This is a genomic window from Shinella kummerowiae, assembly GCF_009827055.1.
GTDB classification, from domain to species: Bacteria; Pseudomonadota; Alphaproteobacteria; order Rhizobiales; family Rhizobiaceae; genus Shinella; species Shinella kummerowiae.
Window position 1 is genome coordinate 671,037 of the sequence record NZ_WUMK01000002.1, and the last position, 22,243, is coordinate 693,279.

Below are 22,243 nucleotides of genomic sequence, written 5' to 3' on the forward strand. Positions count from 1 at the left end.
GCCGTCATGCGACGGCGTGGTTCGCCATGCGCTCCAGCGCCGTGACGAGACCTGAGTGATCGAGGCCGGCATCGCCATGGGCGGCGCACTGGTTGAAGAGTTCCTGCGTCGAGGCGGTGTTGGGCAGCGAAACGCCCAGCGCCTTGGCGCCCTGGAGGGCCAGGTTGAGGTCCTTCTGGTGCAGCGAGATGCGGAAGCCAGGATCGAAAGTCCGCTTGACCATGCGGTCGCCATGCACTTCGAGAATACGCGAGGAGGCGAAGCCGCCCATCAGCGCTTCCCGGACGCGGGCCGGATCGGCACCGGCCTTGGAGGCGAAGACGAGAGCTTCGGCAACCGCCTCGATGGTCAAGGCGACGATGATCTGGTTGGCGACCTTGGTGACCTGGCCGTCGCCGCAATCGCCGACCAGCGTGATGTTCTTGCCCATCAGCTGGAAGAGCGGTAGGGCGCGATCAAAGCTTTCCTGCGAACCGCCGGCCATGATGGAGAGCGAGGCGTTCTTGGCGCCGACTTCACCGCCCGAGACCGGGCCGTCGACATATTCGGCACCGGTTTCGCGGACCTTCTTGGCGAATTCCTTGGTGGCGATCGGCGAGATCGAGCTCATGTCGATGACGAGCTTGCCGGCCTTGAGGCCGAAGGAGACGCCGTTTTCGCCGAACAGGACGTCCTGCACTTCCGGGGTGTCGGGCAGCATGAGGATGATCGTGTCGACGGTCTCGGCCAGCGCCTTCGGGCTCTCGACGATCTGCAGGCCGTTATCGACCAGGTCCTTGTGCGGCGGAATGAAGAACTTCGAGGTGACGACCGTGTGGCCGGCATTCTGCAGGTGGCGCGCCATGGGGGTGCCCATGATGCCGAGGCCGATGAAACCGATAGTTGCCATGCTGTTTACTCCCAATCAGAATTTTGTGGTTTAGCGACCGACTTCGGCCAGCCAGCCGAGGCCTTCCTCGGTGGTGGTGCGCGGCTTGTATTCGCAGCCGATCCAGCCGTCGTAGCCGAGCGCGTCGAGCGCCTTGAACACGAAGCCGTAGGCGATCTCGCCCGTGCCCGGTTCGTTGCGGCCCGGATTGTCGGCAAGCTGCACGTGGGTAATCTTCGCCTGGTGCTTCTTGAACGTGCCGATCAGTTCGCCCTCGGTGCGCTGCTGGTGGTAGAGGTCGTACTGGATGAACAGGTTGTCGCTGCCGACTTCCGCGATGATCGAGGCCGCCTGGTCCGGCGTATTGAGGTAGAAGCCCGGAATATCGAAACGGTTGATCGGCTCGATCAGCAGCTTGATGCCGTGTTTGCCGAGTTCGGTCGCCGCCAGCTTCAGGTTGGCGACGAAGGTCGAGCGCAGCACCTCGTCCGAGGCGCCGACCGGGGCGATGCCCGACAGGCAGTTGACCTGCTTGCAGCCGAGCGCCGTCGCATAGTCGATGGCCGAGGCCACGCCGCGGCGGAACTCGTCGACGCGATCCGGCAGGATCGCGATGCCGCGCTCGCCGCCGGCCCAGTTGCCGGCCGGCAGGTTGTGCAGCACCTGGCGCAAGCCATGGAGATCGAGGGCGGCGCGCAGCGCTTCCTTGTCGAAATCATAGGGGAAGAGATATTCGACCCCTTTGAAGCCGGCCTTCGCGGCCAGCGCAAAACGCTCGAGGAACGGGACCTCGTTGAAGAGCATGGTCAGATTGGCCGCAAATTTCGGCATGGTGTTCTCCTTCTCTTCAATCAGTCGAGCAAGGCCAGCGTGGCGGTCGGGGCATCCTCGCCGCGTTCGGCAAGCTCCTCGAACTCGACGACGGCATTGATGTCGGCGCCCATGGCGATGTTGGTGACGCGCTCGAGAATGAACTCGATGACAACAGGGACCTGGTGTTCCTTCATCAGCGTCTGCGCCGTGTTGAAGGCTTCCTGGAACTCGTTGGCGCTGCGGACGCGGATCGCCTTGCAGCCGAGACCCTCGGCAACCGCGACATGGTCGACACCGTAGCCGGCTTCCGCATCACCCGATGCGTTGATGTTGTCGAAGGCCAGCGAGACTTCGAAGTCCATGTTGAAGCCGCGCTGGGCCTGGCGGATAAGGCCGAGATAGGAATTGTTCACGACGACATGCAGGTAGGGCAGCTTGTGCTGCGCACCGACGGCCAGTTCCTCGATCATGAACTGGAAGTCGTAGTCACCCGAAAGCGCGACGATCGGACGATCCGGATCGGCGGCGCGGACACCAAGCGCTGCCGGCAGCGTCCAGCCGAGCGGGCCGGCCTGGCCGCAGTTGATCCAGTTGCGCGGCTTGTAGACGTGCAGGAACTGCGCGCCGGCGATCTGGGACAGGCCGATGGTCGAGACGTAGCAGGTGTCGCGGTCGAAGGCCTTGTTCATCTCTTCGTAGACGCGCTGCGGCTTCAGCGGCACCTGGTCGAAATGGGTCTTGCGCAGCATGGTGCGCTTGCGCTCGCGGCACTCGTCGCCCCAGGCGGTCCAGTCACGCAGCTTGCCGGCGGCCTTCCATTCCGTGGCGACCTCGACGAAGACCTGCAGGGCAGCACCCGCATCGGAGACGATGCCGAAATCCGGTGTGAAGACGCGGCCGATCTGCGTCGGCTCGATGTCGACGTGGATGAATGTCCGGCCTTCCGTATAGGTCGGGATGTTGCCGGTGTGGCGGTTGGCCCAGCGGTTGCCGATGCCGAAGACGAAGTCCGAGGCGAGCAGCGAGGCATTGCCGTAGCGGTGCGAGGTCTGCAGGCCGCACATGCCGGCCATCAGGCGGTGGTCATCGGGGATCGTGCCCCAGCCCATCAGGGTCGGGATGACGGGAACGCCGACGATTTCGGCGAATTCGACAAGCAGGTCCGAGGCGTTCGCATTGATGATGCCGCCGCCGGCGACGATCAGCGGACGCTCGGACGCATTGAGCATGGCGAGCGCCTTCTCGGCCTGGGCGCGGGTCGCAGCCGGCTTGTAGGGCTCGAGCGGCTCGTAGGCGTCGATGTCGAACTCGATTTCAGCGAGCTGGACGTCGATCGGCAGGTCGACCAGGACCGGACCGGGACGGCCCGACCGCATGGTGTGGAACGCCTTCTGGAAGACATAGGGAACGAGGCCCGGCTCCATGACGGTGACCGCCCACTTGGCGACGGGTGCGGCGATCTTGGCGATATCGACCGCCTGGAAATCTTCCTTGTCGAGGCGGGCGCGCGGCGCCTGGCCGGTGATGCAGAGGATCGGGATCGAATCGGCGGATGCCGAATAGAGGCCGGTGATCATGTCGGTGCCGGCAGGGCCGGACGTGCCGATGCAGACACCGATATTGCCGGCGCTGGCGCGGGTATAACCTTCAGCCATGTGGCTGGCGCCCTCGACATGGCGGGCGAGAATGTGGCGGACCGAGCCGCGCGCCCTCAGCGCCGAATAGAAGGGGTTGATCGCAGCGCCCGGTACACCGAAGGCGCAATCGACGCCTTCCTTTTCCAGAACCAGAACCGCTGCATCGACAGCACGCATTTTAGCCATGGGATTTCCTCCGTCTCTTGAGATCGAAGGTAGCGCATTTCCGATGCGGCGCAATCATAAAATGGAAATCAATCTCATCAGATGGAAATAAACATTTTCAACGAAACTGGAACAATCGATTGGAGACAGGTATGTCATCAGTGTCGGCGATGAGCGGGGCTAACGGCGCGCAAGCCCCCCTCATCCGACCCTACGGGCCACCTTCTCCCCGCTGGGGAGAAGGGAAACGAGACGCCTGCGATAATCCCCTTCTCCCCGCCGGGGAGAAGGTGCCGGCAGGCGGATGAGGGGGCGCGGCACGCATTCGAACAGACGGGGACAAACGCATGGCAGACCATCAGGAAAAGACGCGGGGCAGGCCGGGGCGCAAACCGGCGGAAAATGCGGTGGCCTCCTCGGTGCAGGTGCTGGATCGCAGCCTCAAGCTCTTGGAGCTGGTGGCGCAGGCGGATGGCGCGGCCCTGACGGACCTTGCCGACCAGTCCGGTATGGCGCCCTCCACCGTGCACCGGCTGCTGACCTCGCTTGCCCAGCACGGCATGGTCACCCATGACGGCGAGACGGGCGCCTGGACGATCGGCGTCAAGGCCTTCGAGATCGGCACCGCCTATCTGCGGTTCCGCAAGCTCGGCACGATCAGCCGGCCGTTCCTCAAGCAATTGATGGAAGGCTGCGGCGAGACAGCCAATATCGCCATCGAGGACGATGGCGACGTGGTGTTCATCTCGCAGGTGGAGAGCCATGCGCCGATGCGCGCCTTCTTCCGCCCCGGCCGGCGCGGGCCGATCCATGCCTCGGGCATCGGCAAGGCGATCCTCTCGACCTGGCCGGATGCGCGCATCGAGGCGCTGCTCGCCGGCCGCACCCTGCAGCACTTCACCGACAAGACGCGTGATTCCGTACCGACGCTGCTGGAGGACATTGCCAGGATCCGCACCCGCGGCTGGTCGATCGATGACGAGGAGCACACGCTCGGCATGCGCTGCGTGGCAGCACCCATCTTCGACGAATATGGCGAAGCCGTCGCCGGCATTTCCGTCTCCGGACCGGCGGTGCGCCTGCCCGACAGCAAGGTCGACGCCTTCGGCCCGGTCGTGCGCGCGGCGGCGGAAGGGCTGACCAAGGCGATGGGCGGGCGGGCCAAGCGCGCTTGACTTTAAAGCCCTGTCGACCACTCTACGCCGCATCGTCACGAGAGGATTTGTCGATGAGAGCCAAAGCCCATTTTGCCATCGCCGCCTTCGCCCTTCTTGCAGCAAGTCCCGCTGTTGCAAAGATCCCGCTCGTCAACGCCACCTGCCCCGGCAATATCGAGGTTCACGCGGACGAGGGCGGGCCGATCTATATCAATGGCAAGGAAGGCAAGCTGCACGTCTTCAACGACAACTATTACGAGGCCAAGGGTGGCGGCGTGACAATCTCGCTGTCGATCAACCCGGATGGCTCGGCCGCCGTTTCCTATACGGGACACGGCGGCGCGAACGGCATCTGCACCGTCAAGTGATCAGGCGGTTTCGAGCTGGCGCTTTTCTGCGGCACCGGCTTTCCTCGCCTTCATCGCCTTGCCGGCGACGTAGACTTCCGCCACGCAGCGGTCGTCGCCCATGGTCTGGAGGATGAAGAGTTCCTCGGCAAGCGAGGTGGCCGTGCGCATGCGGTATTCCATCGCCGACTTGGCCCCCGAATCGAGCACGACGATATCGGCATCGGCGCCGGCATGCAGCGAGCCGATATGGTCGTGGAGGCCGAGTGCGCGGGCATTGCCGAGCGTCATGCGGTAAAACGAGGCGAACGGCGTCAGCCGCTGGCCCTGCAGGTGCAGCACCTTGTAGGCCTCGTCCATGGTCTCCAGCATGGAGAAACTCGTGCCGCCGCCGACATCGGTCGCAACCGACCAGCGGGCACCGAGCCTGTCGAAACGATCGCGATCGAACAGGCCCGAACCGAGGAAGAGGTTCGACGTCGGGCAGAACACGCCGACGGCACCGCTCTCGGCAAGAACCGAAATCTCCCGGTCGCTCAGATAGATGCAATGGCCGAGCAGCATGCGGTCGTTCAACAGGCCGTAGCGGGCGTAGATGTCCGTATAATCCTTGGCGTCAGGGTACAGCGAGGTCGCGAAGGCGATCTCGTCGCGGTTTTCCGACAGGTGGGTCTGGACGTAACATTCCGGATGTTCGGCAACGAGCGCCTGGCTCATCTCCATCTGCTCCGGCGTCGACGTGATGGCAAAACGCGGGCTGATCGCGTAATGCGCGCGGCCGCGGCCGTGCCACTTTTCGATCAGGCGCTTCGTCTCGTCATACCCCTGCTGCGGCGTGTCACGCAGTGCATCCGGCGCATTGCGATCCATCATCACCTTGCCGCCGATCATGCGCATGCCGCGCGCTTCGGCCGCCGAGAAATAGGCGTCGACGCTTTCGGGATGCACCGAACAGTAGGCGACGGCCGTGGTCGTGCCGTTCGACAGGAGTTCGTCCATGAAACGATCCGCCACGGCAGCCGCATGGGCGGGCCGCGCAAACTTCTGTTCCTCGACGAAAATATAGGTGTTCAGCCATTCGAGAAGCTGGGCACCGTAGGAGGCAATCGCCTGCGTCTGCGGGAAATGCAGATGCGTGTCGATGAGGCCGGGCAGGATGAGGTTCGGGCGGTGGTCCGCGACCTCGACTGCGGCACCGGCCAGTTTGCTGACATCCGCGTAATTGCCGGTCTCGACGACCTTGCCACCGCGCACGAACACCGCGCCATCCTCGAAATAGCGATAGGAGGCGGTATCGTCGATGCCCTGCGGCTCGTTGACGAAGGTCAGCACACGGCCGCGGATCAGCAGTTCGCTCATTGGGTCTTTTCTCCGTTTACAGCGCTTTCGTACCAGGCGACGAAGAGCTTGCGCTCCTCGTCGGAAACCTGGGTCACGTTGGCCGGCGGCATGGCATGCGAACGGCCGGCCTGCAGGTAGATTTCGCGCGCGTGGTTGGCGATGTCGCCATCCGTCTCCAGCACGACACCCTTCGGCGGCACGACCATGCCTTCCCAGCCGGGCTCCTTGGCATGGCACATGGCACAGCGGCCAAGCACCGTGTCGCGCACCTTCGGGAAGGCTTCCGCCGTGATGAAGCTCTGCTGGACAGCCGACACCTTGGCGTCGGCCGCCTCACCCGTCAGCACCTTCGGCACCGTGGAAAGCCACATGACGAGGACGAAGAGCAGGGCTGTGGCAAGCCAGGTCCAGGTCGGATTGCCGGCATTGGCATGCGTGGTGTTGAAGTAGTGGCGGATCGTCACGCCCATCAGGAAGACCAGCGAGGCGATGATCCAGTTGAACTCCGTGCCGAAGGCCAGCGGATAGTGGTTCGACAGCATCAGGAACAGCACGGGCAGCGTCAGGTAGTTGTTGTGCGTGGAGCGCTGCTTGGCGATCTTGCCGTATTTCGGGTCGGGCGTGCGGCCGGCGATGAGGTCGGCGACGACGACGCGCTGGTTCGGCATGATGATGAAGAACACGTTGGCCGACATGATCGTCGCGGTGAAAGCGCCGAGATGCAGGAAGGCCGCGCGGCCCGTGAAGAGCTGCGTATAGCCCCAGGCCACAGCGACCAGGATGAAATACAGCGCCACCATCAGCCGCGTGTTGTCATTGCCGAAGGGCGACTTGCAGATGAGGTCGTAGATAATCCAGCCGAAGGCCAGCGAGGCCAGCGAGATGGCGATCGCCACCGGCTTCGAGACGTCTAGCACGTTCGGATCGATCAGGTAGAGATCGGCACCGGCATAATAGACCAGACAGAGCATGCCGAAGCCGGAGAGCCAGGTGACGTAGCTTTCCCACTTGAACCAGACGAGGTGCTCGGGCATCGACGCCGGCGCGACCAGGTATTTCTGGATGTGGTAGAAACCACCGCCATGGACCTGCCACTCCTCGCCATGCGCACCGGGCGGCAAGGCGGGATGTTTCTTCAGGCCCAGGTCGAGCGCGACGAAATAGAATGACGAGCCGATCCAGGCGATCGCCGTGATGACGTGCAGCCAGCGGACGGCAAACATCAGCCAGTCCCAGGCAATGGCATATTCGTACATAGGGGCCTCCACCCATTTTCCATGCACCTGTTTGCCATCAAGCGATTTTCGCGGAAATCCCGGTGAATCCCCAACACTTTCAAAAAAATCTATAAGATCGCGCCCACTTTGATCTGCACGCCAATGTGGTAGAAAGAACCATGTCCTATCTCGATAATGTGCGCGTCTTCGTTCGTGTGGTCGAACTCGGTACCCTTTCGGCAGCAGGGCGCGACCAGCGCGTCACGCCTGCGGTTGCCAGCAATCGCATCAAGGAACTGGAGCGCCATCTCGGCGTGCGGCTGTTCAACCGCACGACGCGAAAGCTCTCGCCGACCGAGCACGGCCGCGTGTTTTATGATGGCGCGGTGAAGATCATCGAGGCGGTGAACGAGGCGGAGGCGGCGATTGCCGACCTCTCGCGCAACCCGAAGGGCTCGCTCAGGATCACCGCGCCGCTCGGCATCGGCCGGCGGCTGATCGCCTCGGGCATCCCGGAATTCCACGATAAATACCCGGATATCGAAGTGCGCGTGCGCCTGTCGGATCACAATGTCGATATTCTCGCGGAAGGCGTCGACGTCGCCTTCAAGCTCGGCGTGCTGGAGGATTCGAACCTGCGCATGCGCGGCATCCTCAACTGCGAACGTGTGCTCTGTGCCTCGCCGGCCTATCTCGCCCGCCGCGGCACGCCGGCCAATGCCGACGCGCTGATCGCTGACAAACACGACTGTCTGCTGCTGCGCTATCCCGGTTCGAAGGAATATTACTGGACGCTTGTCACCGCCGAGGGACCGCGAAAATTCGAGGTCGCCGGTCCCTATGACAGCGACGACGGCGATGTGCTGACCCAATGGGCGCTGGAAGACCGCGGCATCATCAACAAGCCGCTGTTCGAGGTGAAGGCGCATCTGACGGAAGGCCGGCTGGTGGAAATCCTGAAGGATTCCCCCCCCGCCGCCGTGCAGCTCGCCGCGATCTATCCGCACAAACGCTTCCAGGATCCGAAACTGCGCCTGATGATCGATTTCATGGCCGAGCGATGTCAGCGGCTGATCGGCAAGCTGTTGGGCGATGCCCCTGCCGCCGAAGCCTCTAGCGACTGACCGCTTCCCGGCTGTCGACCCGAGTTGGGCTCCATGCCAGCGCCGCCGTCATGATCTCGGCGGCGGCGAGGGTGGCGATGACGGCAGGCCGTTTGTCTTTCACCGTGGTGCCGCCGATCGGGCAGACGAGGTTGGAAAACAGGTCCGGCCGGTCGATTTCGCGCGCCAGCCAGTTGCGGAAGGTCGTGCGCTTGGTCTTCGAGCCGATCATGCCGACATAGGCGGCATCCTCCCGCCTGAGTGCCTCGGCGGTGATGAGGAAATCGAGCGCATGGTCGTGGGTAAGGATGACGAAGCTGCTGCCGGCCGGTGCATCGCGCACCACCGCCTCCGGCATCGCCGTCAGGCAGGTTTCGATGCGCGGCACCGTGCAGGCGACGAGTTCGTCCTCGCGCGTATCCACCAGCACGACGCGCAGCGGGGCAAGCGACAGCGCCATGGCCAGCGCATCGCCAACATGGCCCGCGCCGAACACATAGACATGCGGGCGTGACGCCATTTCGCGATCGCTGCGGTCGATCAGGTCGTTGGCAAGGACCGGGTTCAGCGCCGTGAAGGACAGCCCGACCCGGCCGCCGCAGCACTGGCCGATCTCCGGCCCGAGCGGCACGTTCATCGGTTCGGCGGCGAGACCGGAGCGCAGCGCCCGGCGTGCCTGGTCGATCGCCATATATTCGAGCTGCCCGCCGCCGATCGTCGCGAAGATCGCCCGTTCCGATACCAGCATCCACGCATCGGTGTCGCGCGGCGTGGAGCCCGCGGCACCCGTCACCTCGACCAGGATCGCCCCCGGTTCGCGGCGCAGGAAATCCCGGATATCTTCGCGAGCGGCCGGCATCACATCACCCCTTGGTCTGGGCTCTCAGCCGCTCGATCGCCATCAGCACGCATTCCGGCGTGGCGGGGGCATCCAGGCGCGGGCAGATCTTGTGGTCGGCGATACTCGCCACGGCATCCGACAGCGCGTGCAGCACGGCAAGGCCGAGCGGCAGCGGCGGCTCGCCGACCGCCTTGGAGCGGTGGATCGTCGGCTCATAGGCCTCCGACCAGTCGGTCAGCGCCACGTTGAAGATTTTGGGACGGTCCGAAGCGAGCGGGATCTTGTAGGTGGAGGGCGCATGGGTGCGCAGCCGCCCCTTGCCGTCCCACCACAGTTCCTCCGTCGTCAGCCAGCCCATGCCCTGGATGAAGCCGCCCTCGATCTGGCCGATATCGATGATCTTGTTCAGCGACCGGCCGGTATCGTGCAGGATGTCGGTGCGCTCGACGATATATTCGCCGGTCAGCGTGTCGACGGAGACCTCCGAACAGGCTGCACCATAGGCGTAGTAATAGAAAGCATGGCCGCGGCCCTTCGAGCGATCCCAGTGGATCTTCGGCGTCTTGTAGAAACCGGCCGCCGAGAGCTGGACGCGGGCCATATAGGCCTTCTTGACCAGCTCGTTGAAGGAAACCTCGATATTGCCGATACGCACCCGGTTCGGCAGGAACACCACCTGCTCGCGCGGCACCTGATGGCTTTCCGCCGCGAAATCGATCAGCCGGTCCTTGATCTGGCGCGCGGCATCCTGCGCCGCCATGCCGTTGAGGTCAGCACCGGAGGAGGCCGCGGTCGGCGAGGTGTTCGGCACCTTGGCCGTCGTCGTGGCGGTGATCTTCACCCGGTCGAGATCGATCTGGAACTCTTCCGCCACCACCTGCGCCACCTTCAGGTGCAGGCCCTGGCCCATTTCCGTGCCGCCGTGGTTCATGTGCACGGAACCGTCCGTGTAGACATGCACCAGCGCGCCGGCCTGGTTGGATTCGGTCTTGGTGAAGGAGATGCCGAATTTCACCGGCGTCAACGCCAGCCCGCGCTTGACGATGCGGCTCTTCGCGTTGAATTCGGCGATCGCCTTGCGACGGCCGGCATAATCCGCACTTTCCTCCAGTTCCGCGACGATGCGCTGGATGATGCAGTCCTCGACCTTCTGGTGATAGGGCGTGAGGTTGCGCTCGCCCTCCACACCCATCGCGTCGTAGAAATTCAGTTTGCGGATGTCGAGCGGGTCCTTGCCGACAGCGAAGGCCACCTCGTCGATGACGCGTTCTGCGCCGACCATGCCCTGCGGGCCGCCGAAACCGCGAAACGCCGTGTTGGAGACCGTGTTGGTGTAAAGCGGCGCCGACTTGGCATGCACATGCGGGAAGAAATAGGCGTTGTCGCAGTGGAACAGCGCCCGGTCGCCGACCGGACCGGACAGATCGGCGGAAAAACCGGCGCGCAGCGCGAACGTATAATCGATGCCGAGGATGCGGCCCTCGTCGTCGAAGCCGACATCGTAATCGATGGCGAAATCATGCCGCTTGCCGGTCGCGACCATGTCCTCGTCGCGGTCGAGCCGGACCTTCACGGCGCGCTTCAGCTTCTTGGCGGCGATGGCGGCCAGGGCTGCACACTGGTTGGCCTGGGTTTCCTTGCCGCCGAAGCCGCCGCCCATGCGGCGCACTTCCACCGTCACCGCATTGCTCGGCACGCCGAGCGCGTGCGCGATCATATGCTGCGTCTCGCTCGGCCCCTGCGTCGAGCAATAGACGAGCACTTCGTCGTCTTCGCCGGGCACGGCAAGCGACACCTGGCCTTCGAGGTAAAAATGGTCCTGACCGCCAAGCCGCATGCGGCCCGTCACACGGCGCGGCGCGCTTTCAAGCGCTGCCGCCGCGTCGCCGCGCTTCAGCGTCAGCGGCGTGACGACCTGCCGGTGCGTCTTGACGTCGAGATCCCAGATGTCGATGTCGGCCGGCAGTTCCTCATATTCGATCTTGGCGAGCCGTGCGGCGCGGCGGGCCTGTTCGCGGGTTTCCGCGATCACGCAGAAGATCGGCTGGCCGTGAAACTCCACCTTGCCATTGGCGAGCACCGGGTCGTCGTTCATGTAGGAGGGCGAGATGTCGTTGACGCCGGGCACGTCTTCGTGGGTCAGCACGTCGACGACGCCGGGGGCGGCGCGCACCGCCGACAGATCGACGGATTTCAGGATGCCGTGCGCGACGGTCGACAGGCCGAGGCCGGCATGCAGCGTGCCGGCGGGCTCGGTGATGTCGTCGATATAGACGGCCGAACCGGCGACATGTTTGTGCGCGGAATCGTGGCGGATGCTCGCATGGACGCCGCCTTCGATCTTTTCAGCGTTGAGATCGGGAGTGTGCTTGTTCATGGGCCTTACGCAGCCTCGTATCTGGACACCTGAGCGGGTGCATCGCTGGATGTCGTTTCCATAAAGAACCTGAGAAGCAGGTTTTTCGCCACCAGCGCGCGGTAGTCTGCGGTGGCGCGCATGTCGGTCAGCGGCGTATAGTCGTCCGCGTATTTTTCCATCGCCGCTTCTACCGTGGCCTCGGTCCAAGGTTGGCCGACAAGCGCCTTCTCGACGGCGAAGGCCCGCTTCGGCGTCGCCGCCATGCCGCCATAGGCGATGCAGATTTCGGCCACCGTGCCGTCGGCGGCAAGTGCCATACGGAAGGCGCCGAGCGTTGCCGTGATGTCCTCGTCGCGGCGCTTGGTCACCTTGTAGACGGCGAACTTTTCCGCCGCGGCCGGCACCGGAACATGCACCGCTTCGACGAATTCGCCGGGCTGGCGATCCTGCTTGCCATAGGCGATGAAGTAGTCTTCCAGGCGAATGGTGCGCCGAACCGATCCCTTGCGCAAGGTGAGCGTGCTGGCGAGCGCGATCAGCGCCGGCGGCGTGTCGCCGATCGGCGAGCCGTTGGCGATGTTGCCGCCGATCGTGCCCATATTGCGCACCTGCTGGCCGCCGATGCGGGTGATGAGGGGGCCGAGCGCCGGGATATGTTGCGACAGCGTGTCTAGCGCCTCGGTATAGGTGACGCCGGCGCCGATCGAGACCGTGCCGTCCTTGACCGTGATCGACTTCAGTTCGTCGAGCCCGGCGATGAAGACCACCGGCGAGATATCCCGCATGTGCTTGGTGACCCAGAGGCCGACATCGGTGGAGCCGGCGACTACGGTCGCGGTCGGTGATGCCTCCAGAAGGGTGGCGAAATCGTCGAGGCTGGCCGGCACGACCAGCCGGTGTTTGCCGTCGGCGATCTCGACGCGCGCACCGTCACGCAGCGCCTTGAGGCGCGCGATCATCGTTGCGCGTTCAGTCAGAAGCGGATCCTTCTCCGTCCCGCCATAGCTGGAAATGGCGCGGGCGGCGCGCAGGATCGGCTCATAACCAGTGCAGCGACAGAGATTGCCCTGCAGAGCCGTCTCGATCTGCTGGTCGCTCGGGTTCGGTGTCTGCATCCACAGCGCATAGAGCGACATGACGAAGCCCGGCGTGCAGAAGCCGCATTGCGAACCATGGTAATCCACCATGGCCTGCTGCACCGGGTGCAGATGGCCGTTGCGGGCACCGACATGCTCGACCGTCACCACATGACAGCCGTCCAGCGACCCCATGAAGCGGATGCAGGCATTGACGCCCTCGTAGACGAGCCCGCCCGCGGGTGTCAGGCGACCGACCAGAACGGTGCAGGCGCCGCAGTCACCCTCGGCGCAGCCTTCCTTGGTGCCCGTCAGCAGGCGGGAAAGGCGCAGCCAGTCGAGCAGCGTGTGGTCCGGTGCGACATCGCGAAGGGCCACGTCCTTGCCGTTCAGGATGAAGCGCAGCTCGGAGCGGATTTCGACGGCCATGGATTAACTCCCGCGGTAGGTGGAATAGCTGAACGGCGAGACGAGCAGCGGCACATGGTAATGCGCGCCTTCATCGGCAAGCCCGAAGCGGATGGGAATGATATCGAGGAACAGCGGGCCATCCGCCGTGCGGCCGAGATAGTCGCCGGCGTGGAAACGCAGCTCGTAGGTGCCGGCCTTCATGGTCTCGCCTGACAGAAGCGGCGCATCGCAGCGGCCGTCATCATTCGTCTCGGTGGTCTTCAGGAGATGGAACGCATCGCCCTCGACACGGAAAAGCTCAATACGCAGGCCCTCGGCGGGTTTGCCGAGCGCGGTATCCAGTACGTGGGTCGTCAGCCGACCAGATCCTTGCGAATGAGATTGCATGGTTTTTCCTCCCGAACACAGCACTCCTCCTGCCACTATCCGTCAAGCCCAACCCACTGAAAAGCGGGATGATCGTTCGAGACTTTCAAAATTTACGGGGGAATGGCGCACACGATTCTTGGGTTAGACATTTGCCATCAACTACGTTTGGAGGAGCGTTCCCATGCGATATTGCCGTGACATGCACGGATACGGAGAGACCCCGCCCGCGGCCCAGTGGCCGGGCGAAGCGCGCGTCGCCGTGCAATTCGTGCTGAACTACGAGGAAGGCGGCGAAAACTGCGTGCTGCATGGCGATGCGGCGTCCGAGGCGTTTCTCTCCGAAATCGTCGGTGCGGCGCAATGGCCGGGCCAGCGCCACTGGAACATGGAATCGATCTACGAATATGGCGCCCGCGCCGGTTTCTGGCGCCTGCACCGGCTGCTGACGGAAAAGGCCGTGCCCGTTACGGTCTATGGCGTCGCCACCGCTCTGCAGCGCTCGCCCGCCCAGGTCGCCGCCATGCTCGATGCCGGCTGGGAAATCGCCTCGCACGGCCTCAAATGGGTCGAGCATAAGGACATGCCGGCCGAAGACGAACGCGCAGCGATCGCCGAGGCGATCCGCCTGCATACGCTCGTCACCGGAGAACGCCCCCGCGGCTGGTATACCGGCCGCTGTTCGGTCAACACCGTCGATCTCATCGCGGAAGAAGGCGGCTTCGACTACGTCTCCGATACCTATGCGGACGACCTGCCCTACTGGTACGAGCATGCCGGCCGCCAGCAGCTCATCATCCCCTACACGCTCGACGCCAACGACATGCGTTTCGCCACGCCGCAGGGTTTCAACAGCGGCGACCAGTTCTTCAGCTACCTGAAGGATTCGTTCGACGCGCTCTATGCGGAAGGCAAGGCGGGCAGCCCGAAGATGATGAGCATCGGCCTGCATTGCCGCCTGATCGGCCGTCCCGGCCGCGTCATGGCGCTCGCCCGCTTCATCGATTACATCCAGGGTCACGAGAAGGTCTGGATCCCGCGCCGCGTCGATATCGCCGAGCACTGGGCGAAAAACCATCCGCCGCAGCCCGCGACCGAACGCCCCTCGCAGATGGCGGAAGAGGCGTTCGTGACGCGCTTCGGCGACATTTTCGAACATTCCCCGTGGATCGCCCGGCGCGCCTGGGAAGGCGAACTTTCGCCGGCGAACGATACCGCCATCGGCCTTGCGGCAGCGCTCACCTTCCAGTTCCGTGCGGCGAGCGAAGAACAGCGCCTCGGCGTGCTCGTCGCCCATCCGGACCTTGCCGGCAAGCTCGCGCAGGCCAAGCGCCTCACAGCAAGCTCGACCGACGAGCAGGCCTCTGCCGGCCTCGACGCGCTGACGGACGAGGAGCGCGCGCGCTTCACCGAGCTCAACACCGACTACGTCAAGAAGTTTGGTTTCCCGTTCATCATCGCCGTGCGCGACAACACGAAAGCCAGCATCCTCGCCGCCTTCGAAAACCGCATCGCCAATGACCGCGACACGGAATTCGCCACCGCCTGCAAGCAGGTCGAGCGGATCGCCCTGCTGCGGCTCAAAGCGCTGCTGCCGGCCTGAGTGACGGACCATGTCGAGCGCCGCCCTGCCCGCCTTTGCGCGCGGAACGATCAATCTTGCCTCGGCAGGTTTCGGGGCACGCGGCCTCTTCGCCACGGACGAGTTCTTCGGGCCGTTGTCGCGCATGCTGGCCGACGAACCCGCCGTCTACCATCCCGGCCGCTACGACGAGAACGGCAAGTGGATGGACGGCTGGGAGACACGCCGGCGGCGCGGGCCGGGCCATGACCACGCCATCGTCGCGCTGGCGAAGCCCGGCCGCATCCGCGGCTTCGATGTCGACACGGCCTTTTTCACGGGCAACTACCCGACGGCCTGCGCCATCGAGGGCTGTCATGCACCGGGAGGCCCGGACGACGAAACGATATGGGTCAACCTGCTCGCCCCAAGCCAGCTCGGGCCGAGCGCCCAGCATTTCTTCGACTGCGCCTGCGATGGGCTCTACAGCCACGTGCGGATTCGAATCTATCCCGATGGCGGCGTGGCGCGGCTGCGCGTCTATGGTACGCCGGCACTCGAACCGGCCGAGGGGCCGATCGATCTCGCCTCCGCCCTTTCCGGCGGGCAGGTCGTGGCATTCTCGAACGGGCACTACGGCCATCAGCGCTTGCTAGCGCCCGGCCGTGGCGTCAATATGGGTGACGGCTGGGAGACCAGCCGCCGCCGCGAGCCGGGCCACGAATGGATCGTGGTCAAGCTTGCCGCACGGGCGACGATCGAAAGCATCGTCGTCGATACCGCCCATTTCAAGGGCAACTACCCGGATGCCTGCTCCATGCAGGCCGCCGACCTGACGGGCACGACGGGGGACCTCCCCACCCTTGTCAAAGCCGCGTCGATGTTCTGGCAGGAAATCCTGCCCGAGCAGAAACTGGCCGCCGACCGTATCCACACGTTCGATGGCCATCTCGTAAAGCAGGCGGGTGCCGTGACGCATGTGCGCCTGAACATCCATCCGGACGGTGGTATCAGCCGTCTGCGGGTTTTTGGCCATCTGGCCGAGGGAGGAAAGACATGAAGACCATCGAGATCAAACCGTTGACCCGCGAGGCCTTTGCGCCTTTCGGTCAGGTCATCGAGCAGGACGGCGCCCACAATTTCCCGATCAATGCGGGCAAATGCACGCGCTACCACGACCTCGCCAATATCGAGACGACCGGCGAGAAGGCCCGTCCGATGATCAGCCTGCTGCGCGGCGAGCCCTATCCGCTGCCGCTGGAACTGAAGATGGTCGAGCGCCATCCGCTCGGCAGCCAGGCCTTCATCCCGCTCGGCGAAAGCCCGTTCCTCGTCGTCGTCGCCGAGGAAACGGAAAACGGCCCGGCCGAGCCGATCGCCTTCCGCACCGCACCGGGACAGGGCGTCAATATCGGCCGCAATGTCTGGCACGGCATCCTCACACCGCTCGAGACGGTGTCCGATTTTGCCGTGGTCGATCGTGCCGGTGAGGGCGTGAACCTCGAAGAGCATTTTTACGAAGAATCCTTCCTGATCCGCTGATCCATCCACCGGGGATGCGGATCCGCCGGCCCGCCTCCACGGGCCGGCACTTCTTCGCCACCATTGACAAATTTTCTTGTCAATGGAATCCTGCGGCATGCTTGACCTCGACATCCTCGACACCCCGGCCGCCGCGATGCTCGCCCTTGACCCGATCAAGGCGCGGCTGCTTGCCGAACTTTCCGTTCCCTCCTCCGCCGCGGCCCTCGCCGGCCGGGTCGGCCTGACGCGCCAGAAGATCAACTATCATCTGAAGGCGCTGGAAGAGCAGAAGCTGGTGGAACAGGCCGAGGCGCGCCAATGGGGCGGCATCACCGAGCGCCTGATGGTCGCGACGGCGCGCGCCTATGTCGTCTCGCCCACCGCCCTTGGCCCGATTGGCGCCGATCCCGCCATCCATGGCGACCGCCTCTCCGCCAGCTATCTCGTGGCACTCGCCGCCCGCATCGTGCGCGAAGTGGGCATGCTCTGGCGCGGTGCGCGCGCGGCGGACAAGCGGCTGGCGACACTGTCCATCGACACGACGATCCGCTTCGCGTCGCCCGCCGACCGCGCGGCCTTCACGGCAGACCTTGCGAACGCGGTCGCAGCCCTCGCGATCCGCTACCACGACGACACCACCCCGGGTGGACGGCCGCACAGGCTGGTGGTCGCCGCCTATCCAGCCCCTCCGGAAACCGAAAGGAAAGACGATGCCGACGAAATTTGACGCCAGCGGCAAGCGCTGGGTGGAAATGGAATTTCTATTGGCCGGCACGCCCGAACAGGTCTGGCAGGCCATGGCGACCGGCCCCGGCAATGCCGCCTGGTTCACCCGCGCCGAGATCGAGGAAAAGATCGGCGGCCAGCTCACCTTCCACTTCATGCCGGGTGTCACCTCGGGCGGCACGGTCACGGGCTGGGAACCGCCGCACCGCTTCGGCTATGTCGAGGTGGGCTGGGCCGAAAACGCCCCGCCGATCGCCACCGAAATCTCCATCGTCGCCCGCTCGGGCGACCAGTGCCTCGTGCGCATGGTGCATTCCCTGTTCAACGCGACGGACGACTGGGACAACCAGATGGAAGGCTTCGAATCCGGCTGGCCCGGCTTCATCGAAGTGCTGCGGCTCTACCTCTCCCATCATGCGGGTGAAAATGCCGCGTCCTTCCAGATCAGCGCCAATGCGCAGGGCGAGGACCTCGTGGTCTGGCGCAAGCTGCTCGACGGTCTTGGCCACGAAGCGGCCGATGCCGGCGAAAACTGGACGGTCGAAGCCGGCGAAACATTTTACGGCGAGGTCACCCGCGTGCGCCAGGACGCCGAACAGCGCTATGTCCTGATGCACATTGCCGGCGACGTGCCGGGCGTCGGCCTGTTCGGCATCTACCGCATGGGGGAAACGGTCCGGCTCAGCGTCTGCCGCTTCTTCTACGGACCGAAGGCCGGCGAGACCGCCGCAGCGGCCGAGCCGCAATGGCAGGCCTGGCTCGACGGCATCGCAAAATCCTGAAACGAAAACGGGCCGCGTGATGAGCGCGGCCCGTTCCTTCAGACGATTGGTCCTATTCCGCGAAGAAGGCGAAGCGGATGATGAAGAGCACCGCGACGATCGCCGTTGCCGGATGGATCTGTTTCCACTTGCCGGTGAACAGCTTCAGCACGACGTAGCTGATGAAGCCGAAGGCAAGGCCGTTGGCGATCGAATAGGTGAAGGGCATGGCAAGTGCTGTGAGCGCCGCCGGGGCCGCCTCCGACAGGTCTTCCCATTCGACTTCCGTCAGTTCCCGCATCATCAGGCCGGCCACGTAGAGCAGGGCCGGAGCCGTCGCATAGGTCGGCACGGAGCCGGCCAGCGGCGAGATGAAAAGTGCTGCAAGGAACAGGATGGCGACGGTGAAGGCGGTGAGGCCCGTGCGGCCGCCGGCCTGTACGCCGGATGCGCTTTCGACATAGGCCGTGGTGCTGCTCGTGCCGATCAGCGAGCCGGCGACGATCGCCGTGCTGTCGGCGAGAAGCGCGCGGCCGAGGCGGCTCTTCTTGCCTTCCTGGATGAGGTTGGCGCGCTTGGCGACGCCGATCAGCGTGCCGGTGGCGTCGAACACTTCGACGAGCACGAAGACCAGGATGACATGCAGCAGGCCACCATGCAGCGCACCCATGATGTCGAGCTGCAGGAAGGTCGGCATGATCGACGGCGGAGCCGAGACGACGCCCTGGAACTGGCTGACGCCGGTGATCCAGGAGAGCACCGTCACGGCGAGAATGCCGATCAGGATCGCGCCCTTGATCCGCAGCGCATCGAGCACGGCGATGATGAAGAAGCCGAGGATGGCGAGCAGCGGCCCGGTCTCCTTGAGGCTGCCGAGGCCGACAAGCGTCGCCGGATTGTCGACGACGATGCCGGCATTCTTCAGCGCGATGATGCCGAGGAAGAGGCCGATACCGGCAGCGATGGCGCTTCTGAGCGAGTGCGGAATGCCCTCGATCAGCCAGCTGCGCACCCCGGTCACCGTCAGGATGACGAAGATGAGACCGGAAATGAACACCGCACCCAGCGCCTGCTGCCAGGTGAAGCCGAGTGCCGCCACCACCGTGAAGGCGAAGAAGGCGTTGAGGCCCATGCCGGGCGCCATGCCGATCGGCCAGTTGGCGACGAGCGCCATGACCAGCGAGCCGAGTGCTGCGGCAAGACAGGTCGCCACGAACACGGCATCCCGGTCCATGCCCGTCGTCGACAGGATGTCCGGGTTGACGAAGATGATATAGGACATGGTGAGGAAGGTCGTGAGACCCGCGATCACCTCGGTGCGCACGGACGTGCCGTGCTCACTCAGCTTGAAAAGCCGTTCAAACATGTTTTCTCCCCCTGGCGCTGCCTGAGGCGCGCCGTGCAAAACCTCCGGGCCGATTGCTCCTCCAGCAACCCGGAACCTAGCCGACGCTTCGCGACTGCGAACCGCCTGCCCGCGGCTTCCCGCGTCCGCGCGCCGCTGTCCGCCGGAAGCCGGCCGCGGTTGATCACAGTTTCGTCATAGTGCGTGTTTGAGCGGACTTTTTCCAGCCGGGGATTGCCCCGCATTTTTGCGAAACTCTTTCACAATTCGTCCGTCGGGAGGTGTATTCTGCCGGAGTGGCAGGGGTTTGCGTCATTCGCAGACGTCGACCCATTCGCCCTTGACCAGGCGCACCATGTGATCGGGTGCGATGCGCACCGCGGCATTCGTCGCCCCTGCTGCCGGCACCACCTCCTCGAAGGGTTTCAGCGACACGTCGCAATAGACCGGCACGGGCGCCGGCAGGCCGAACGGGCAGACGCCGCCAACCGGGTGCGACGTGACGGCCAGCACCTGCTCCGCATCGAGCATGCGTGGCTTTGCCGCAAAGCGATCCTTGAATTTCCGGTTGCTGAGCCGTGCCGTGCCGGCCGCGACGAGAAGCACGATCTCCTCGCCGACCCGCAGGCAGATCGTCTTGGCAATCTGCTCCGGCGCCACGCCATGCGCCTCCGCGGCGAGCGTCACGGTCGCCGAACTCTGCTCGGTGACGAGCACCGCGATGTCTGGCGCATGTTCGGAGAAGAAGGTGCGGACGGATTCAAGTGACATGGCACGTTCATAGCCAGTGACACGGCCGTTGCGCAAGGGGCTGCCCGCAAAGCCAACCGTGCCTCTTCCCTGGAACGGACAAAACCCCGGCCGCAGAAACGTGCCAGGGTTCTGGATGGACGCTTTTTGCTGCGGGAACCCAGCCGGCGTGCCTGCCTACCGCACGCTGGCGGCAAGCGCCACTGCATAGCTGTCTTCATGCAACTGATAGTGCGTGATCTTGCCGTCAAGAACCGTGAATTCGATGGCGAAGGGCGACTCGACAAGCTTGCCGGTTGACCGGATCGCGGACGTCAGATCGCCAACGATGACCGCCATCGTGTCGTCGGCCAGGATCCGCTTCACCTCATATCGGCGCGGCTCGACGCCTTGGGCCAGAACCGGGAAGAAGGCGCACACGGTATCACGGGTCCGACGCCTGCCTGCCCAGGGCACCAGGGCAGGATCGCCCGCAACATGCCAATCCACATCATCGGCAAAGAGATCGGCAATTGCCGCACTCTTTTTCGGGTCCTCGGGTGCGCCCCAGAATGCGCCGACCCTTGCAAGATACAGGTCAGCCACGTCGCGCGGCGACGGGGTAGATGAGCCAGAGATATGCGACATCGGGGTCTCCCTGTTTGTTTCCTCTGCATGGAGCACTCTGATTCATCGGAATAGCCTATATTATCCGATACAAACCATCTGCCATTGAGATATATGGACGAGTACGACCACCATCCGCCGATCGCCTGCTACTGCCCCTTGGCGAACAATTCCCGGAACGAGATATGATTGAATCCATCACACTCGATCAGTTGCGCACGCTCGTCGCGGCGGTAGACGAGGGCAGTTTTTCCGCTGCCGGGCGCAAGATCGGCCGCGCGCAGTCCGTCGTCAGCCAAACGATAGCGGGCCTGGAAACGCAATTGAACGTGACGCTGTTCGAACGCGCCGGCCGCTATCCCCTGCCAACCGCAGCCGGAGCCGCGCTTGCCCATGAAGCGCGCGCCGTGCTGCAACAGGCCGGCCATTTCAGGGCGCGCGCCAGGGATCTGGCAGGCGGCATCGAACCCGAACTTGCCATCGCCATAGATGCCACGTTCCCGATCCAAATCTTCACATCGGCCGTCACGGATTTCGAGGGCACCTTTCCCGATACGCAGCTTCGAGTCTATGTCGAAGGCCTCGGCGCGGTCATCGAACCGGTTCTGGAAAAGCGCTACTCGTTCGCGGTATCCGGCGTCGCGCCGCTGTTTTCGCAGGACCTGATTGCGGAGCGTCTTCACAGCTTCAGCCTGATCATGGTCGTGGCGCCATCGCACCCGCTCGCGCAACTGACGTCACCGGTTCGACGCGAGCAACTGTCCCGCCATGTCCAGCTGGTGCTGACCGACAGATCCAGCCTGTCACAGGGGCGGCAATTCGGCGTCATCGCACAGAAGACGTGGCGGCTTGCCGATCTGGGCGCAAAACACGCGTTTCTCCAGGCGGGGCTCGGTTGGGGCGGCATGCCGGCCTGGATGGTCGAGGCAGACATCGCCTCGGGAAAGCTGGTTGAGCTGGATGTGGAGCCTGCGATATGGCAGGGCGACAGGCTGGTGACGGCGTATGCGGTCCATCGACGCGACACGCCACCCGGCCCGGCCGGACGGTGGCTGATCAATCGCCTGCGCGAACATGCGGAGCAGTCGCCGGGCATCGGTTGAGGGTGCCCCTGCTCCGCTCCCTCTGCCTTGGGGTGCGACTGCGGTGCCCCGACGCGAAGCCCCCCGGGAACGACAAAAAGCCCCGCGACGTTTCTGTCTACGGGGCTTTTTTGCTTTGGTTGCGGGGGCAGGATTTGAACCTGCGGCCTTCAGGTTATGAGCCTGA

Annotated in this window: 21 protein-coding genes; 9 read left to right on the forward strand and 12 right to left on the reverse strand. The window is 64.3% G+C overall.

Going from position 1 to position 22,243, the window contains the following annotated elements; translation table 11 throughout:
* Window positions 1-4 precede the first annotated feature (4 nt).
* From GR138_RS07770 to gcl, 3 genes are read right to left on the reverse strand one after another with little or no spacing between them, the layout of a single operon-like run.
* Window positions 5-889, reverse strand: a complete 885-nt coding sequence (locus GR138_RS07770) for a 2-hydroxy-3-oxopropionate reductase (RefSeq protein WP_160858027.1) — start codon at window positions 887-889, stop codon at window positions 5-7.
* Window positions 890-919: 30 nt separating this feature from the next.
* The gene (gene hyi / locus GR138_RS07775) at window positions 920-1,699 is read right to left on the reverse strand and encodes a hydroxypyruvate isomerase (protein WP_160858028.1); all 780 of its coding nucleotides are present in this window, start codon (window positions 1,697-1,699) and stop codon (window positions 920-922) included.
* A 20-nt stretch (window positions 1,700-1,719) separates the two neighbouring features.
* Window positions 1,720-3,504, reverse strand: coding sequence for a glyoxylate carboligase (gcl, locus tag GR138_RS07780; protein ID WP_160858029.1), 1,785 nt, complete (start codon window positions 3,502-3,504; stop codon window positions 1,720-1,722).
* Window positions 3,505-3,830: 326 nt separating this feature from the next.
* Here gcl and bhcR point away from each other — a divergent pair, with 326 nt between their 5' ends.
* Both bhcR and GR138_RS07790 read left to right on the forward strand, forming a co-directional pair.
* Window positions 3,831-4,658: an HTH-type transcriptional regulator BhcR gene (bhcR, locus tag GR138_RS07785; RefSeq protein WP_160858030.1), complete on the forward strand. Its 828-nt coding sequence runs from the start codon at window positions 3,831-3,833 to the stop codon at window positions 4,656-4,658.
* 53 nt (window positions 4,659-4,711) lie between these two features.
* Entirely contained in the window at window positions 4,712-5,008 is a 297-nt protein-coding gene (locus tag GR138_RS07790) for a hypothetical protein (RefSeq protein ID WP_202402540.1), read from the forward strand.
* Here the strand turns inward: GR138_RS07790 and guaD are convergent, their stop codons facing one another.
* Window positions 5,009-6,346 carry a guanine deaminase gene (gene guaD / locus GR138_RS07795; RefSeq protein WP_160858031.1) on the reverse strand — a complete coding sequence of 446 codons (1,338 nt, stop codon included), beginning with the start codon at window positions 6,344-6,346 and terminating at the stop codon, window positions 5,009-5,011.
* Window positions 6,343-7,584, reverse strand: a complete 1,242-nt coding sequence (locus GR138_RS07800; RefSeq protein WP_160858032.1) for a urate hydroxylase PuuD — start codon at window positions 7,582-7,584, stop codon at window positions 6,343-6,345. The genes guaD and GR138_RS07800 overlap by 4 nt, the downstream gene beginning before the upstream one ends.
* Window positions 7,585-7,724: 140 nt before the next feature.
* Between GR138_RS07800 and GR138_RS07805 the strand changes: the two genes are divergently transcribed.
* Complete coding sequence (locus GR138_RS07805) at window positions 7,725-8,669, forward strand: LysR family transcriptional regulator (RefSeq protein ID WP_160858033.1); 945 nt, start codon at window positions 7,725-7,727, stop codon at window positions 8,667-8,669.
* Here the strand turns inward: GR138_RS07805 and xdhC are convergent.
* From xdhC to uraH, 4 genes are read right to left on the reverse strand one after another with little or no spacing between them, the layout of a single operon-like run.
* Window positions 8,659-9,507, reverse strand: coding sequence for a xanthine dehydrogenase accessory protein XdhC (gene xdhC, locus GR138_RS07810; RefSeq protein WP_160858034.1), 849 nt, complete (start codon window positions 9,505-9,507; stop codon window positions 8,659-8,661). The genes GR138_RS07805 and xdhC overlap by 11 nt on opposite strands.
* 4 nt (window positions 9,508-9,511) lie before the next feature.
* Window positions 9,512-11,866, reverse strand: a complete 2,355-nt coding sequence (xdhB, locus tag GR138_RS07815; RefSeq protein WP_160858035.1) for a xanthine dehydrogenase molybdopterin binding subunit — start codon at window positions 11,864-11,866, stop codon at window positions 9,512-9,514.
* Between the two features lie 5 nt (window positions 11,867-11,871).
* Window positions 11,872-13,353: a xanthine dehydrogenase small subunit gene (xdhA, locus tag GR138_RS07820; protein WP_160858036.1), complete on the reverse strand. Its 1,482-nt coding sequence runs from the start codon at window positions 13,351-13,353 to the stop codon at window positions 11,872-11,874.
* Window positions 13,354-13,356: 3 nt separating this feature from the next.
* Window positions 13,357-13,722 carry a hydroxyisourate hydrolase gene (gene uraH / locus GR138_RS07825; protein WP_160858037.1) on the reverse strand — a complete coding sequence of 122 codons (366 nt, stop codon included), beginning with the start codon at window positions 13,720-13,722 and terminating at the stop codon, window positions 13,357-13,359.
* Window positions 13,723-13,885: 163 nt separating this feature from the next.
* Here uraH and puuE point away from each other — a divergent pair, with 163 nt between their 5' ends.
* The 5 genes from puuE (at window position 13,886) to GR138_RS07850 (ending at window position 18,294) form a co-directional block, all read left to right on the forward strand.
* On the forward strand, window positions 13,886-15,304 hold the full coding sequence (gene puuE, locus GR138_RS07830) for an allantoinase PuuE (RefSeq protein WP_160858038.1): 1,419 nt from the start codon (window positions 13,886-13,888) through the stop codon (window positions 15,302-15,304).
* A gap of 10 nt (window positions 15,305-15,314) precedes the next feature.
* Window positions 15,315-16,322, forward strand: a complete 1,008-nt coding sequence (gene alc, locus GR138_RS07835) for an allantoicase (protein ID WP_160858039.1) — start codon at window positions 15,315-15,317, stop codon at window positions 16,320-16,322.
* Window positions 16,319-16,804, forward strand: a complete 486-nt coding sequence (locus GR138_RS07840) for an ureidoglycolate lyase (protein WP_160858040.1) — start codon at window positions 16,319-16,321, stop codon at window positions 16,802-16,804. The genes alc and GR138_RS07840 overlap by 4 nt, the downstream gene beginning before the upstream one ends.
* 97 nt (window positions 16,805-16,901) lie before the next feature.
* Window positions 16,902-17,513 (forward strand): winged helix-turn-helix domain-containing protein, encoded by a 612-nt coding sequence (locus GR138_RS07845; RefSeq protein WP_160858041.1) that lies wholly within the window; start codon window positions 16,902-16,904, stop codon window positions 17,511-17,513.
* Entirely contained in the window at window positions 17,497-18,294 is a 798-nt protein-coding gene (locus GR138_RS07850; RefSeq protein ID WP_160858042.1) for an SRPBCC family protein, read from the forward strand. The genes GR138_RS07845 and GR138_RS07850 overlap by 17 nt, the downstream gene beginning before the upstream one ends.
* A gap of 52 nt (window positions 18,295-18,346) precedes the next feature.
* On the opposite strand, the gene GR138_RS07855 is transcribed toward GR138_RS07850, so the two are convergent.
* The 3 genes from GR138_RS07855 to GR138_RS07865 all read right to left on the reverse strand — a co-directional run bounded on the left by GR138_RS07855 (window position 18,347) and on the right by GR138_RS07865 (window position 20,995).
* Window positions 18,347-19,639 (reverse strand): NCS2 family permease, encoded by a 1,293-nt coding sequence (locus GR138_RS07855; RefSeq protein ID WP_160858043.1) that lies wholly within the window; start codon window positions 19,637-19,639, stop codon window positions 18,347-18,349.
* Window positions 19,640-19,930: 291 nt separating this feature from the next.
* On the reverse strand, window positions 19,931-20,389 hold the full coding sequence (locus tag GR138_RS07860) for a YbaK/EbsC family protein (protein WP_160858044.1): 459 nt from the start codon (window positions 20,387-20,389) through the stop codon (window positions 19,931-19,933).
* A gap of 156 nt (window positions 20,390-20,545) precedes the next feature.
* A complete protein-coding gene (locus GR138_RS07865) occupies window positions 20,546-20,995 on the reverse strand; it encodes a nuclear transport factor 2 family protein (RefSeq protein ID WP_160858045.1) in 450 nt (149 codons plus the stop codon).
* A 164-nt stretch (window positions 20,996-21,159) separates the two neighbouring features.
* On the opposite strand from GR138_RS07865, the gene GR138_RS07870 reads away from it, so the two are divergent.
* Window positions 21,160-22,077 (forward strand): LysR family transcriptional regulator, encoded by a 918-nt coding sequence (locus GR138_RS07870; protein WP_160858046.1) that lies wholly within the window; start codon window positions 21,160-21,162, stop codon window positions 22,075-22,077.
* Window positions 22,078-22,243 lie beyond the last annotated feature (166 nt).